This is a genomic window from Saliniramus fredricksonii (genome assembly GCF_900094735.1).
GTDB lineage: Bacteria > Pseudomonadota > Alphaproteobacteria > Rhizobiales > Beijerinckiaceae > Saliniramus > Saliniramus fredricksonii.
The window spans coordinates 36,647-51,811 of sequence record NZ_FMBM01000001.1 but is presented as its reverse complement, the minus strand read 5'-3'; the positions used below and the strand labels follow the sequence as shown (position 1 = coordinate 51,811).

General features: G+C 66.4%; 13 protein-coding genes. 11 read left to right on the top strand and 2 right to left on the bottom strand.

All coding sequences use genetic code 11. From position 1 onward, the window contains the following. Positions 1–9 precede the first annotated feature (9 nt). The 5 genes from GA0071312_RS00240 (at position 10) to GA0071312_RS00220 (ending at position 3,021) form a co-directional block, all read left to right on the top strand. The gene (locus GA0071312_RS00240; protein WP_074443140.1) at positions 10–438 is read left to right on the top strand and encodes a hypothetical protein; all 429 of its coding nucleotides are present in this window, start codon (positions 10–12) and stop codon (positions 436–438) included. An 88-nt stretch (positions 439–526) separates the two neighbouring features. Beyond that, positions 527–1,039, top strand: a complete 513-nt coding sequence (locus GA0071312_RS00235) for a copper chaperone PCu(A)C (protein WP_074443139.1) — start codon at positions 527–529, stop codon at positions 1,037–1,039. Positions 1,040–1,142: 103 nt separating this feature from the next. Next, positions 1,143–1,466: a hypothetical protein gene (locus tag GA0071312_RS00230; RefSeq protein ID WP_074443138.1), complete on the top strand. Its 324-nt coding sequence runs from the start codon at positions 1,143–1,145 to the stop codon at positions 1,464–1,466. Between the two features lie 86 nt (positions 1,467–1,552). Continuing rightward, positions 1,553–2,497, top strand: coding sequence for a threonine/serine dehydratase (locus GA0071312_RS00225; RefSeq protein ID WP_108721774.1), 945 nt, complete (start codon positions 1,553–1,555; stop codon positions 2,495–2,497). After that, positions 2,494–3,021, top strand: a complete 528-nt coding sequence (locus GA0071312_RS00220; RefSeq protein WP_238947038.1) for an NUDIX hydrolase — start codon at positions 2,494–2,496, stop codon at positions 3,019–3,021. Before GA0071312_RS00225 ends, GA0071312_RS00220 begins: the two co-directional genes overlap by 4 nt. A gap of 6 nt (positions 3,022–3,027) precedes the next feature. Here GA0071312_RS00220 and GA0071312_RS00215 read toward each other — a convergent pair whose 3' ends face one another. Next, complete coding sequence (locus tag GA0071312_RS00215) at positions 3,028–3,525, bottom strand: DUF1178 family protein (RefSeq protein WP_074443137.1); 498 nt, start codon at positions 3,523–3,525, stop codon at positions 3,028–3,030. A 194-nt stretch (positions 3,526–3,719) separates the two neighbouring features. Here GA0071312_RS00215 and GA0071312_RS00210 point away from each other — a divergent pair, with 194 nt between their 5' ends. The 4 genes from GA0071312_RS00210 (at position 3,720) to GA0071312_RS00195 (ending at position 8,028) form a co-directional block, all read left to right on the top strand. Beyond that, positions 3,720–4,778, top strand: a complete 1,059-nt coding sequence (locus GA0071312_RS00210) for a type III polyketide synthase (RefSeq protein WP_074443136.1) — start codon at positions 3,720–3,722, stop codon at positions 4,776–4,778. Beyond that, on the top strand, positions 4,775–5,278 hold the full coding sequence (locus GA0071312_RS00205) for an isoprenylcysteine carboxyl methyltransferase family protein (protein ID WP_420819953.1): 504 nt from the start codon (positions 4,775–4,777) through the stop codon (positions 5,276–5,278). Before GA0071312_RS00210 ends, GA0071312_RS00205 begins: the two co-directional genes overlap by 4 nt. Positions 5,279–5,485: 207 nt before the next feature. After that, positions 5,486–7,408: a glucans biosynthesis glucosyltransferase MdoH gene (gene mdoH, locus GA0071312_RS00200; protein WP_165603925.1), complete on the top strand. Its 1,923-nt coding sequence runs from the start codon at positions 5,486–5,488 to the stop codon at positions 7,406–7,408. A 125-nt stretch (positions 7,409–7,533) separates the two neighbouring features. Further along, positions 7,534–8,028, top strand: coding sequence for a DUF892 family protein (locus GA0071312_RS00195; RefSeq protein WP_074444059.1), 495 nt, complete (start codon positions 7,534–7,536; stop codon positions 8,026–8,028). 90 nt (positions 8,029–8,118) lie between these two features. Here the strand turns inward: GA0071312_RS00195 and GA0071312_RS00190 are convergent, their stop codons facing one another. After that, the gene (locus GA0071312_RS00190; RefSeq protein ID WP_074443133.1) at positions 8,119–11,859 is read right to left on the bottom strand and encodes a bifunctional diguanylate cyclase/phosphodiesterase; all 3,741 of its coding nucleotides are present in this window, start codon (positions 11,857–11,859) and stop codon (positions 8,119–8,121) included. 348 nt (positions 11,860–12,207) lie between these two features. On the opposite strand from GA0071312_RS00190, the gene GA0071312_RS00185 reads away from it, so the two are divergent. Together GA0071312_RS00185 and GA0071312_RS00180 are read left to right on the top strand one after the other, a co-directional pair. Further along, positions 12,208–13,857, top strand: a complete 1,650-nt coding sequence (locus tag GA0071312_RS00185; protein ID WP_074443132.1) for a class I tRNA ligase family protein — start codon at positions 12,208–12,210, stop codon at positions 13,855–13,857. A 17-nt stretch (positions 13,858–13,874) separates the two neighbouring features. Further along, positions 13,875–15,113 (top strand): MFS transporter, encoded by a 1,239-nt coding sequence (locus GA0071312_RS00180; protein ID WP_165603924.1) that lies wholly within the window; start codon positions 13,875–13,877, stop codon positions 15,111–15,113. The last annotated feature ends 52 nt before the right edge of the window (positions 15,114–15,165 follow it).

Genomic DNA, 15,165 nt, shown 5'->3' with positions numbered 1-15,165 from the left:
GAGAATGCCATGAACCGCGCCGGCATCATCAATCGCACGAGACGCGCGTCATCCACCCCCGGATGGCGCGGTGTCGCGCGCTGCATCGGCGTCGTGTTCCTGCTCTATGCCTTCGTGCTCTCCGGCCTGCTCGCGGGAACACTGCTCGCGGCGCAGCAGGCGCAGGCGCTGGGTGAGCCGGGCCTTCATTGCCTGCTCGAGGCGGGGCATCATCATGATCCCCATGGCGCCGCGCGCCACAAGGCGGAATGCCTCGCCGGCTGCCCGGTTCCGCCGGCGCCGCCCCTGCCTGACGCGCCGGATGCACAGCTTCTGGGCTTTGACAAGCGCGCCATGGCGCGCATCGCGCCGTCGGGCCTGCGTGAAGGGGTTGATCTGCCCTCTGCGCCCCTGATTCGCGACCACGGGCCGCGCGGCCCGCCTTCCTTCCTCGTCTGAACAAGCTGATCCCGATATCCGAAACCGGCACCGGCGTATTGCTTGCGAGAATGCGAGCCGCCGGCTTGAAGACGAAGAAGGTCCAACCATGACGTTCCACATCCGTAACGCGGCCATCGCCGCCATCGCTCTCTCCGCCACGCTCGGCTTCACGCTCGCGACCACGGCGGCGCAGGCGGAGACTTTCAGCATCGGTGACATCACCATCGAGACCCCCTGGACGCGGGTGACGCCCGCCGGCGCGCGGGTGGCCGGCGGTTACATGGTCATCACCAATAACGGCACCGAGCCCGATCGTCTGATCGGCGGTGCCAGCGAGATCGCCCCGCGTTTCGAGGTGCATTCCATGGAGATGGTCGACGGGGTCGCCCGCATGGCCGAGGTCGAGGGCGGTCTCGAAATCCCGCCCGGCGAGAGCGTCGCGCTGGAGCCCGGCAGCTACCATGTGATGTTCATGAATCTCGCCACCCCCGTCACCATGGACGAGCCCGTCAGCGGGACGCTCGTCTTCGACAATGCCGGTGAGGTGGAAATCACCTATGCTGTTGCGCCGATGGGCTCGCCGCGCGCGCCGGGCGGCCACGGGCATGGCCAGGACTGACCCGGCAGCTTGCCCTCTCCCTTGCCGCGCCGGTATCTTGCCTGCATGATCGGACGGCGCTGGCGGATCGCATGGTTCGCCGGCGCAGGAGGAGATCGCATCGATGCTGAAAGGCGTTTTCGCCGGATTGTTGCGCAATGTCATACCCTCCGGCGGAATCGACCGGGGCGAGATCGAGCGCTTGCGTGCGCTCGCCTTCGCGATCCTCGCACCGGCGCCGGATACCGTGATCAGGGTCAACGAGATCAACTGCACCGATCCCGCCTGCCCAGGCCAGGAGACGGTGATCCTGATCATGGAGCCGGGCAGGCGCACCCGTGCGCTCAAGATTCAGGCGCCGGTCGAGGATGTCGACGAGAATGCGATTCGCAGGGCGATGCTTGCGGATGAGGGGGCCGGGGCGGGCATTGCGGCACGCGCGGGGTGAGGGAATGCCGGTGGTGCGCACGGCCTGTCATGGTAGAGACGAAGGCATAGTCTCCAACCACGCCGCAAAGATCCGGATTCTCAGCCATGACCCTGCCCGTCAGCCCCGATGATGTCCGCGCCGCCCATGCGCGTATCCGCGATCATATCCGCCGCACGCCGGTGGTGAACCTGCCCAGGGGGGATTTCGGTCATGACGGACCGGTCTCGCTGAAGCTCGAATTCCTCCAGCATGCCGGCTCCTTCAAACCGCGCGGCGCCTTCAACACACTTTTGAGCAGGGACATCCCCGCTGCCGGCGTAGCGGCGGCTTCGGGCGGCAATCACGGTGCGGCGGTGGCCTATGCGGCCCACAGCCTCGGTGTGCCCGCGCGCGTCTTCGTGCCCGAGATCGCGAGCAAGCCCAAGGTCGATGCCATTCGCCGCCATGGCGCCGAGGTGGTGATCGGCGGCCCGCGTTACGCCGATGCCGCCATTGCCTGCGCGGAATACATGGCCGAGACCGGGGCGCTCTCGATCCATGCCTATGATGCATTCGAGACGATTGCCGGGCAGGGCACCGTCGCCATCGAATGGGAGGAAGATCAGCCCGATCTCGATACGGTGCTCGTCGCGGCCGGTGGCGGGGGGCTGGTCTCCGGGATCGGCGCCTATTGGCGCGGGCGGGTGAAGGTGGTCGCGGTGGAGCCCGCGGGCTCATGCGCGCTGCATGCCGCCCTTGAAGCCGGCGGGCCGGTGGATGTCGAGGTGCATTCGGTCGCGGCCGATTCGCTGGGCGCGCGCAATACCGGCGCCCTCGTTCATGAAATCTGCCGCGCAGCGATCGATCATGTGGCACTCGTCACCGATGAGGCCATCACCGAGGCGCAGCGTCGGCTCTGGCGCGACTGGCGCATCGCCACCGAGCCGGGCGGCGCGGCGGCCCTCGCCGCGCTGATCAGCGGCGCCTATCGTCCGCAACCGGGTGAGCGCGTCGGCGTGCTGGTCTGCGGTGCCAATGTCGATCTGCGCGCCCTGGATGATCTGCTGTGAGTGCACCGGGGATCAATCCGACGGATCTCCCCGCGCGCGAGACGGCCCGCGCCATCCTGATCGATCCCGCCGACCGGCTTTTACTGATCTGTTATGAAGCATCGCGCGATGTCGATCCGGCCCGCCCCGGCAAGCGGGATTTCTGGTATACGCCCGGCGGCGGTCGCGAGCCGGGGGAGACACCGCAGCAGACCTGCCTGCGCGAACTCGCCGAGGAGACCGGGCTTTCCGGTCTGACGCTCGGCCCCGTGGTCGCCCGGCGCGCCTGTCCGCAGACGCTGTTTGCCCGCAAGTGCTTCGTGCGCGAGACCTATTTTCTTGTGCGCGCCCCGCATGACCGGATTGATACGTCGCGCCTGCAGGAGACGGAGGGCGATCCGGTTCTCGATGTGCGCTGGTGGGAGGCCGGCGCGCTCGATGTGCCGGATATCGTCATCGATCCGACCGGGATCCGCGCTCTCTTTCTCGATATTCTGGCCGGGCGCATTCCCGCTACGCCGCGCGATCTGGCCGCCGCGCCCTGAACGCGCTCAGTTGCGATCGTCGGGGAGGCCGGGCAGCGGCTGGACGGGCACGCCTTCCTCGATGAGTTCGCGCGCCTCGTCGGGGCTCGCCTCGCCATAGATCGGGCGCTCCTGCACCTCGCCGTAATGCATCCGCCGCGCTTCCGTGACGAAGCTTCCGCCGACATTTTCCGCATTCCGCGTCACATGCGCATGAATTTCGCGGATCATGGCACGCAGGGCCTGCTCGCGCTCGCCCAGAAGCGCCATGCCCTCGGCCGGTGTTGCGGATTCGGCGGGGGCAGGAGCCTGTTGCCCCGTTTCGGCAGCGGGGGCGGGCAGGGTCTGCGCCGCACGGTCGTGCCGGGCGATCGCGGGCGCCATGAGGCGTTTCTCGACCTTGGCCGAACCACAGACGGGGCATTCGACGAGGCCGCGCGCACGCTGTTCCTCAAAGGCATCGCCCGAGGGAAACCAGCTCTCGAAATCATGCGCCTGATCACAGACGAGGGCGTAGCGGATCATGATACAGCTTTGATACCCTCTGATTGCCTCACATAACGTAAATGGCGCGCCGATGGCGTTTGCGCAAGCAGTGGCGCGCTGATCGCGTATTGTCTTGCAAAAAACCGCATCAGTCGGTGCCGGTGATCGCCTTCACGGGTTGGCGCGTATCAATCAGCGCAAGTGGCGTCGATCACCCGCCGCACAGGAGCCTGATGTGTCCCGCAAATGCCGCGATCCTCGGCCTCGCCACGACGGTGCCGCGGCACCGCCTCAGCCAGGACGATGCGGTGGCCATCGCCCGAGACGTGCTTGCGCCCCGCTATCCCGGTTTCGCGCGGCTCGAATCCGTGTTCACCAATGCCGCCATCGACAATCGCTACGCGGTGATGCCGATCGACTGGTATCGTGCACCGCGCGGCTGGGCCGATCGCAGCCGGGCCTATCTGAAGAGCGCGACGGCCCTGTTCGTCGATGCCGCAAGCGATGCCCTGCGCGATGCGGGCCTTGCCGCGCAGGCGGTCGACTCCATCGTCACCGTCTCCTCCACGGGCATCGCCACGCCGGGCCTCGAGGCGCGGGCTCTCGCGGCCATGGGATTTCGCGCGGATGTGCGGCGGGTGCCGGTCTTCGGCCTTGGCTGCGCCGGTGGCGCGGGCGGGCTCGCCCTCGCCGCGCGCCTCGCGCAGGCAGCGCCGGGGGAGAATGTGCTGCTCGTTGTCGTCGAGACCTGCACGCTGGCCTTCCGCGCGCAGGCGCCGAACAAGGCCGATATCGTCGCCTCCGCCCTGTTCGGAGACGGCGCGGCAGCCTGCATCCTGCGTGCCGGCCCGGGCGGCAATGCCATGGCGCGGGTCGCGGCGAGCGCCGAACATATCTGGCCCGACACGCTCGACATCATGGGCTGGGATATCGGCGAGGAGGGGCTCGGCGTGATCTTCGCCCAGTCCATTCCCGCTTTCGCCAGAGCCCATCTCGCCGCGGCTTTCGCGGGAATCTTCGCGCGCTGGGGAATGCGCAATGCCGGCTTCGCCGATCATGTGCTCCACCCCGGCGGCGCCAAGGTGATCGTTGCGCTGGAGGAAACGCTGGGACTTGCAAGCGGGCAGCTGCAGCGTGAACGCGATATCCTGCGTGATTTCGGCAATATGAGCGCGCCGACGGTGCTGTTCGTGCTGGAGCGGGCCCTGCGCACGGGCCTGCGCGGGCCCACGCTGCTGGCCGCGCTCGGTCCGGGCTTTACCCTGAACTGCGTCGTGCTGGAGCCCGCCTGATGAGCATCGCTGCCCTGATTCTTGCTCTCGTGACCTTGCAGCGTCTTGCCGAACTCGTCATCGCGAAGCGCAATACGGCGGCGCTGATGGCGCGTGGGGCCGTCGAGCATGCGCCGGGCCATTACCCGGCGATCGTCGTGATGCACGGGCTCTGGCTCATCGGTCTGTGGGTGCTCGCGCACGATGCCACCGTATCCTGGCCGCTGATCGCGGTCTTCGCGATCCTGCAGGCGGGACGCGTCTGGACGATCGCGAGCCTCGGTGCGCGCTGGACCACGCGGATCATCATCCTGCCCGGCGCGGCGCCGATCCGCACCGGCCCGTATCGCTATCTTACCCATCCGAATTACTGGATCGTCATCGGCGAAATCGCCATCCTGCCGCTCGCCTTCGGGCTGCCGCTCTATGCGCTCGGCTTCACGGTTGCCAACGCGATTCTGCTCGCGATCCGCATCCGGGCGGAAAACCGGGCGCTTGCGGTTGCTGATCACGCAGCATGATCACGACAACGTGATGGTTTGCCGGCAATACGCGAATGCGACGAAAACCCTGCCAATTCTGCCGAGCATCGTTTTCCGGCTTGCCATGAAAAAACCCTGCCTTTGAACCAAACGGGCTGCTGCCGCGTATCCCGGTGCGTCGGCATGGCTGTGTATTTCGTCTGGCATTCAATCCCGGCTGACGAACCGGTTCTGTGGGAGGCGTTCTTGGATTTCATCCCCAAAGCGAACAAGGCACGGGCGCAGGATCTTTCCCGTGGCGGCGTGAATGCGTTTTGCGGGCGTGATGGTTTGCCGCAGCCGCACCACGAAAACCGGCGGCTTGCGCGTCGCCGCGCCCTGTTCTTCTCGCTCGTGGCACTGACCGCTCTTGCGGCCCTGGCGGCGCTTGCCCTCGTGCTCGGCCAGCAGGGTCTCTCGGCCATCGATCTCGCCATGCTCGCCGTCTTCGCTGTCACCCTGCCCTGGACCGTGATCGGCTTCTGGAACGCCGTGTTCGGGCTCATCATCGCCCTCGGGCGGCGCGAGCCCCTCGACGCGGTTGCGCCGCTGGCCGGGCGCGATGCGCATGAGCGCCGGCTGATCGGGCACACGGCCATCGTGGTACCGGCCTATGACGAGGATCCGCAGATGGTGCTCGGTCATATCGAGGCCACCATCGACGATCTGGAGGATGCCGGCGGGCTCGACAATTTCGAGATATTCCTGCTCTCCGACACACAGGACAGCTTCCGCGCCGCAGAGGAAATGCGCGCCGTCCAGGGCTTTTGCAACCGCATCGGCTTTGCCGACCGTTTCCACTATCGCCGCCGCAGCGACAATGCGGGCCACAAGACCGGCAATCTCTGGGAATGGCTGGAGCGGCGCGGGGCGGATTTCGATTACATGATCGTGCTCGATGCCGACAGCCTGATGAGCGGCGGTGCCATCCGCCGGCTGGTGCGGGTGATGGATTGCAATCCGAATCTCGGAATCTGCCAGACCCTGATCGCCGGCCTGCCGAGCCGGGTCGCCTTCACCCGCATGTTCCAGTTCGGCATGCGCCACGGCATGCGCGCCTATGCGCTCGGCGCGGCCTGGTGGCAGGGGCCGGCCGGACCCTATTGGGGGCACAACGCCATTATCCGCATTGACGCCTTCATGCGCCATTGCCGCCTGCCGACGCTGCCCGGGCGCGGCCCGCTCTCCGGGCTCGTGCTCAGCCATGACCAGCTCGAAGCGGCGCAGATGGTGCGCGGCGGTTACGATGTGCGGGTTCTGCCCGACGAGTACGGCAGCTACGAGATCAATCCGCCCTGCCTGCCGGAATTCGTGCGCCGCTCCCTGCGCTGGTGCCAGGGCAATCTGCAATATCTCAAGCTGGTGACGAAACCCGGCTGGCCGCCCATGGCGCGGCTGCAACTCGCGCTGGCCATTCTGATGTATCTGTCCGGCCCGGCCTGGCTCCTCTTCATGGGGCTGGGCTTCATGCAGGGTGCGCTGGGCGTCAGCGGCGGCGCGATCGCCGATAATCCCTGGGGGGCGGCGCCGTCGGGTCTCGGGCTCTGGCTGCTCGCCGGGATGATCGTCATGGTCTTCGCGCCCAAGCTCGCCGGCCTGATCGACGCGCTCGCCGATTCCCGCCGCCGGCGCAGTTATGGCGGCGGCTTTCGGCTCCTGAGCAGCGGCATCGCCGAATTCCTGCACGGCATGCTGCTCGCCCCGATCATGGCGATCGCCGAGGCGCTGTTCATCCTGGGCCTCGCGCGCGGGAAGGGGCTGACCTGGAAGGTCCAGCGCCGGCATGGTTTCGCGGTGACCTGGCGCGAGTCGATCGCGCGTTTCTGGCCGCAGACCGCGATCGCGGCGCTTGCGCTTACCGGCTTCTGGCTGCACGCACCCCAGATGCTGCCCTGGATCATCCCCGTCGCGATCGGGCCGCTTTCGGCGATCCTCTTCTGCCGCTTCGGCACGAATCCGGCGCTGGGGCGGATGATGGCGCGCCGGCGCTTTGCCGCGATCCCGGAGGATATCATCGCGCCGCCGGTGGTCGCGCGGGCCATGCGCATCGCCACCGTGGCTGATCGCAGTGCCCGGATTCGCGCAGCCGCACCGGCCCTCACGCCCTTGCCGCAACCGGCGGGCGAGTGAGTCGCAGATCCGCCGGGCCGGGACGGCGTCAAAGCGTCGCGTCGTGCGGGACAAGAATTCGGGAACGCAGGACGGGGGTGGGGCATTGGTGAGGGGAATGGCAACCCGAACCACAGGAGGTGCCGATGACCATCGCCACTTTGCGCGACCTTTATATCGACCAGCTTCAGGATATCCACAGCGCCGACAGCCAGGCGCGCGCCGTGACCGTGAAACTCGCCGAGGCGGCGGAAAACCCGCATCTCGATTCCGCCCTGCATGCCGGTGTCGAAGGCATCGAACGCGGCATGGAGGCCGTCGCGAGCATTCTCGCGCGCCATGATGCGGCGCCGCGCAAGGGCCATTGCGAGGCGATGGCGGGTCTCGTACGCGAGGCGCAGCACCATGCCGTCGATTCCGATATCTCTGATGCGGGAGTGCGCGACGCGATGATCATCGCGCAATACCAGCGCATGACGCATTACGCGATCGCGGTCTATGGCAGCCTCGTCGCCTTCGCCCAGCGCCTCGGATACGAAGACGATGCGGCCACGCTCGAAGCCTGCCTGTCGCGTACCCGCGACGGCGACAAGCATCTTAGCGAGATCGCCACGCGCGACGTCAATCGCCAAGCCGCCTGAGGCGGATCATGCGCCAAGCCGCCTGAGGCGGATCATGCGCCAAGCCGCCTGAGGCGGATCATGCGCCAAGCCGCCTGAGGCGCAGTGGCGTCAATAGGATGCCGGAATCGCGGCGGGGGCGAGGTGTTCCGTCTCCGCCGCAAGCATCCGGTCCGGATCCCAGTTGCGCAAAAGCCACGGGATCCGCGAGCCTGCCATCGGCTTGGCGAAGTAGAAGCCCTGTGCCCGATCGCAGCCCATCAGGCGCAGTCGCTGGACCTGGTCTCCGGTTTCGACACCTTCTGCCGTGACGATCATGCCGAGACTGCGGCCCAGGCCGATCACCGCCGCCACGATGGCCGCGTCATCGGCATCCGTGACCAGATCGCGCACGAAGCTGCGATCGATCTTGATGTGGTGCACGGGGAATTGTTTCAGATGGGTCAAGGAGGCGAAACCGGTCCCGAAATCATCAAGGGCGATGGTGATGCCGGCATCGTCGAAACCGCGCAGCGTCTCGGCGACAAGTTCGGCGCTGCGTCCGAGCAAGACGGTTTCGGTGACTTCGATCTCGAGCCGGTTCGGGGTGATGCCGTGGTCGCGGAACATGGCGGTCAGGTTCGCAGCGAGTTGCGGTGCGGTGAATTCGGCGCTTGAGAGATTGATTGCCACGCGCCCGAAGCCGAGCGCTTCGTCCTGCCAGGCGGCCATGTCGGCGGCAATATGCTTGCGAATGGCCTTGCCGATGGCGATGGCGCTCTCGGGATCATCGAAAACCGCTCCGAAATAGCCTGGCGTGAGAACCCCGCGTTCGGGATGAATCCAGCGCGCCAGCGCTTCGAAACCGATGATCCTGCCTGAGCGGAAACAGATCTTGGGCTGATAGAAGGGAACGAACTGTTCCGCAGCGATCGCATCGCCGACTTCCCGGGTGATGCGGATGCGCTCTTCCATGCGGGTGCGAATCGCGGGGTTGTACAGACTGAAACGCCCGCGCCCTTCGGCCTTGGCCTGATAAAGCGCCATATCGGCATCCTTCATCAGCTCCGCTGCCTCCTGATGATGATCGGGAAACAGGGCCAGGCCGGCGCTCGCGCGGGTGGAGAGAATCCGCGAGGCGCACTGGAACGGCGCGCGCATCGCGTGAACGAGGCTGCGGGCAAAGGCCTCAAGGGCATTCTCGTCTTCGATTGCGGTGAGGATCACGGCGAATTCGTCGCCGCCGATCCGCGCGATTTCGGCCTGGTCGCCGGCAATCGCCAGCAGACGCCGCGCCGCCTCGCAGAGCAACTCGTCACCGGCATCATGGCCGAGCGTGTCGTTGACATCCTTGAATTCGTCCAGATCGACCAGGATCAGCGCCACGCGGGTTTCCTCCCGCCGGGCCCGGGAGAGGATATTCTCGAAACGGGCATGGAACAGGGTGCGGTTGGGCAGCCCGGTCAGCGCATCATGGTTGGCGGTCTGCCAGATCTCCTCCTCGGCGAGCTTGCGGTCGGTAATGTCGAAGGTGATGCCGATGGCACGGTTCGGGCTGATCTTTACCGCCCGGATTCCGAGCCAGATCCGGCGATCATCCGGGGTGGTGTAGCGCACCTCTATGGTTTCCGACTGACCGGTCTCGAAACCTTCGAGCAGATCCACGACCTTGGCCCGGTCATCGGGGTGGACGCGGCGCCGGAAGTCATCCGTATCGCTTGATCCGACACCGAGCAGATCCTGCGCATTCGCGGAACGGGTGACGAAATTGTCGTCGAGATCACGTTCCCAGGCCACCATGCGTCCGGCCTGCAGGGCGAGCCGCAGGCGGGTCTCGCTCGCGCTCAGTGCAGCCTGGGCGCGCTGGCGCTCGCTGATATCCTGAATCGCGCCGACGAGCCGGACGGCATGGCCATTCTCGTCGCGCAGCGCGAAAAACCGGTCGAAGACCGTGGCGACGCTGCCATCGGCCCGGATCACACGATATTCGCATTCCCAGCGCGACGCATCACCGGCGATGAAACATGCAAACTGGTCGGCAATGCGATCCTGGTCGGCGGCGTGAATTTTCGCGCGCCACCAGCTCAGTGAAGAGCGCATCTCCCGCGGAGCATGGCCGAACAGGGTTTCGATCGCTTCTCCCCAGATGATCTCGTCGGTTGCGAGATCGAGATCCCAGATCGCATCGGTCGTTGCGCTGGCGGCCAGCCGATAGCGCTCCTCGCTGGCGGCCAGCGCCTTGCGCGACATCACCTGTTCGTGGATATCCGTGACGGCGCCGATCCATTCGCGGATCGTACCGTCATCATTGTGTACGGGATTGGCCCGCACATGCGTCCAGCGGTAATCGCCGGTCTTCGTCAGCTTGCGCTCGATCACGTCGAGCGGCGTTCCACTGGCCAGCGCGGCATCCCAGGCGGCGCAGGAGGTCGCGAGATCGTCGGGATGGATGTTGGTCTTCCAGCCCTGCGGATCGAAAGCGTATTCGGCGATGCCGCTGGAATAGGCGATCTGTGGAAATTCCCCGTTCGGTCCGGCGGCCCAGACCATGGCGGTGCTGGCCTCGATGAGCGCGCGATAGCGTTCCTCGCTCTCGCGCAGGCGCTGGCCAGCGAGGCGGCGATCGTGGATATCGGTGACCGTTCCGACCCATTCGCGCACGGCGCCCGCCTCGTCGAGCAGCGGTATGGCGCGCGCGAACATCCAGCGATAGCTGCCGTCATGGTGGCGCAGGCGGTACTCGTTGGTGCGCGGGGCGGGGTACCCGGAGGTCTGCGCGATATTCGCGCGTACCCGGGCGCGATCATCGGGATGAACGGCATCGAGCCAGCCTTCGTCGCGATACTCCTGCGGGCTCTGGCCGGTCAGTGCGTCCCAGCCGATGCTGTGGTGAATGCTGCCATCCGGCGTCGCGCGCCAGACGATTGCGGCACCGGCCTCGGTGAGGGCCTTGTAGCGCGCCTCGCTCTCGGCGAGCGCCAGCTCGGCACGTTTGCCGTCATCGATATCGGTGGAGCTGCCGAACCAGGCGCGGATCTGTCCGGTCTCGTCACGCTCGGGTAGGGCTCGGCTGAGCACCCAGCGATACCCGCCGTCACGGTGATGGATACGATGCTCCACGCTGTAGGGTCTGCCCGATGCGATGCTCTGCGCCCAGGCCGCATCGGTAAGCGGGCGGTCTTCCGGATGCAGGGCAGCGCGCCATGCTGCGCCCGTCATGCGCCCCGAATCGAGGCCGAAGGCCTCGAAAACGCGGCGATTGGCGTAATCGAGCCGACCCTTCGCATCGGCAGACCAGAGCATCTGGGGAATCCGATCCGCAAGATTGCGGAAACGCTCCTCGCGGATCTGTGCCTGGGCGTGCTTGCGGCGCAGATCGATGAGGCGCATGACCGATTGGGCAAGTGCGCGCAGGGTCCGTTCCTGCGTGGGCGTCAGGCCCTGCGGGCGGGATTCGTAATCGAGGACGCACAAGGTTCCCAGCGGCAGCCCGGCATCGGTGCGCAACACCGCGCCGGCATAAAAGCGCAGATAGGGTTCGCCGCGCACGAAGGGGTTGTCGCGAAACATGGGCGAATCCAGCGTATCGGGAACGACATACAGCCCCGTCTCGAGAAGTGCATGCGTGCAGATCGAGACATCCCGTGCCATTTCGCGCGTATCGAGCCCGAAAGTGGCCTTGAACCATTGCCGCTCGGCATCGACGAAGTTCACCACGGCGATCGGCGCGGCGCAGATCTCGGCTGCGAGCCGCGCGATATCGTCGAATTCGGGCTCGGGCGGGGTATCCAGGATGCCGCAGGCATGCAGCGCGTGCAGCCGGGCGGTTTCCGTTTCGTCAAAGCAGTCGTTCTGACCCGTTTTGAAATCCATGCCTCGCAACCCCGAGGGTAATGATTGAGCATTACGCTCGACTAACGTGTGCCAAAGTCATCAAGAAACCGTTTATATCCGCCGCAGAATGCGCATATCCCTGGAAAATCCGCAGGCATCTTTCAAGAAACGGCCTGCGAAGCGGCTGCTATTTGTCTGTCCCTGAACGCGCATTTCTTGCTTCGGCTCGAGTTCAGTTAGGTATTGCTCTTCCGGTTCTTCAGTTGTTTTGTGACGTTAAGACATCTAAAGGATGCTTAAATTTGCATTATATATCAAAAATTGTATCATGGGCGTGTGACGGGGTGGCCATCAGGCGATTCCCGGTCATGCACAAGGACATTGCCGATGCCCGTCCCGTTTCCCGCGCTCGGTGAGCGTCTCGCCAAACCCGCCGAGATCGTCATCTCGCCGGTCAATCTCACGGCCAACGGCCCTGCTCATCTGGGTCACGTCGGCGGCCCGTTTCTGCGCATGGACGTGCTCGCAAGAGCCTGCCGACGTGCCGGGCATCGGGTGCGACAGGTCCTGAGCAACGATCATTTCGAGAACCATGTCGTCGTCAAGGCGCGGGCCATGGGGCGTGATCCTGCGGCCTTCGCGCGTGAAAACGACCGTCTGATTGCCAAAGGGCTCGCCGCCCTCGACATCACCTTCGACACGTTTCCCGATACCGGTGATCCGGCGGTGCTGGCACGCTTTCGCGACGTGGCGGGGGCTTTGGCCGGGGCGCTCGATGCCGGCGGCAAGGTCGTTTTGCGCCGCGAAAGCCTGCCGGTCGACGATGCTCCGGTGGCGGGTTTCGAAGCGGGCACTGCGCCGATCGAGGAGCGTTTCTGCATCGGTGGCTGGTTTGCCTGCAACTGCCCCGCCTGTGGCGCGCCCTCGGGCAGTTTCTTCTGCGAGGCCTGTGGTGCGCATTATTCGCCCGCCGAGGCGCCGCAGCCGCGCTCGCGACGCGGCAATATCACCGGTTTTGCCGAGAGCGCCTGCCTCTATCTCGATCTCCGCCCGGTGAAGGCGCTTGCACAGAGCTGGGCGCGGATGCGGATCGAGGCGCCTTTCCGGGAGGTGGCACAACGCTTTCTCGACAATTCCCGGCCGGAAATCCGCCTCACGGTTCCGGGCCTGCACGGGCTCGCCTGGGATGATCGCCGCTTTCGCGACAGCCAGATCCTGTTCAGCTATTCATCGCTGCTCTATGCCCACCACATCCTGCTCGGTGAATTCCTTGCGGATGAGGGCGGCGCAAACCCGTTCGAGGCCGGCCATCCCGCCCTGCTCATCGGCGCCACGGCGATCGACAACACCGTTCCGATGCTCGCCGGCGTGACCGGCTGCGCCCTGGCGCAGACGCGCTATCGCGGCTTCGACCGGATCTATTTCAACCATTTCCTGCATCTCGACGGCGAGAAATTCTCGACGAGCCGGGGGCATGTGATCTGGTCGCACGATCTTGAAGGCGTCCCCGGGCTCGATACCGATATCCTGCGCTGGTATCTGTGCAGTATCGCGCCGGAAGACGCTGCGGGCAATTTCGTGCGCGCGGAATGCGCCGCCTTCCATGAGCGGGTGCGTGCGACGCTCGATCGCCGGCTGCAGGCGCTGGCCGCGATCCTCGCGGCAGAGGCGCAAACCGCGCCGGATCCCGATCCCGGGATCGGGGCGCCGATGCGCGATCTGCTGCAAACCCAGCATGAATGCCTCGGCGGCGACGGTCTGCGCCTGCGCCGGTTCGCCGCGACCCTCGATGCCGCGCTGGCCCTTGGTGAGGCGATTACGACACCGGCACAGGCGCAGGCCTGGATGCGCGGCTTCGCCATCCTCGCAAGCCCCGTCATGCCGCGCCTCGCGCAGGAACTGTGGCGGGCAGCCGGTCTGGACGGCGCGCCGCAATGTGCCGACTTCGCCCGCCCGGCAAGGCCGGTTCCCGCAGCCCTCCCGCGTCGCGATGGCCCGCCCCTGACCCGGGCGGCCCTCGACGCGCTCACACCATGACTCAGCCGGAGACGGTCATGACCATGCCTGGCGAGACGCCGAACCCAGAGACCCGCATGCCCGGCGCGCTGCTGCTCGCGCTCCTCGTCTCCGGGATCAGCCTCGCCGCCTGCTACGGTGCCACTTTCCTGCTCGCGGAGCATCTGCGCGACCAGGGGCGCGATCCCGCACTGGCGGGGATCGCGGTGACGACGGGAACGGTCTTCACCATCGCCGTCGCCCTCGTCGCGGGCCGGCTTGCGGCCCGCATCGGCACGCTGCGCTGCCTTGCCCTGGCCGGTCTGGTCATGGCGCTGGCGATGCTGGCCTTCGCGCTGACCGGGCGTGTGGCGGGCAGTCATCTCGTGGGCGGTGCGCTGCTCGGGATCGCCTGGTCGCTGTTCTACATTCTCGCCCCGCTGCCGATCATCGCCCGTGTGGCGGCAGGGCAGCGGATCCGTGATCTCACCTATCTCTCGGGCGCCCAGATGGCCGGTCTGGGTCTGGCAGCACCCCTGGGCGGGTCGGTCGCAGCGCAGGGCTTGCCGCTCGCCTTTGTCTATATCGGCTTCGCGCTGCTCGCATCGGGCGCGGCGATGCTGCTGCTGGCCATCGGGGCGCGGCGCACGGACGGGCGTGCAAGCCCTGCGCATGCCGGGCAGGGCCCTGACGATGGCAGCATTCTCGATCTTGCGCGCGTGGGTGCGGTGCTCGCGACAACGGCGCGGGTTCCGATTGTGCTGATCGGTCTCGCTTCCTGCACATTCGCCGGGCTCGCGACGTTCCAATCGCTCTATGCGGCGGAGCGCGGGCTCGCCTTCGGACAGTTCTTTCTGGTCTTCACCCTGGTCACCGTTGCCCTGCGCTTTGGCCTCGCGGCGCATCTCACACGCCTGCCGGCAGAGCGGCTCGCCGTGTTCCTGCTCGCCCTCGTGGTGGTGGCGTTGGCGCTGTTCTGGCTCGATCGCGGCAGCGTGCCGGTCTATCTGCTGGCATCGGCCCTGTTCGCGGCCGGCTACGGGCTGAGCTATTCCACGCTCAACGCCCTCGCGGTGAACCGCGCGGAGGCGGGCGGCGCGGCGCCGGCTGTGGCCTCGCAGGTCTTCACCATCACCTATTTTCTCGGCTTGTTCGGCTTCCCGGCGATCGGCGGTCTGCTGATCAGCATGGGCGGCACCGCCTTGCTCCTGCCTGTGCTCGCGGCGCTTGCGACACTTGCCCTTGCTCTTGCGCTCGGCATGTTGCGCATGCCGGGGGTCGCGCGGAAATCAGTCTGAAGAGATCCGTAACGGGAAACGAAAGGGGCGCGGTGGCTTCACACCGCGCCCC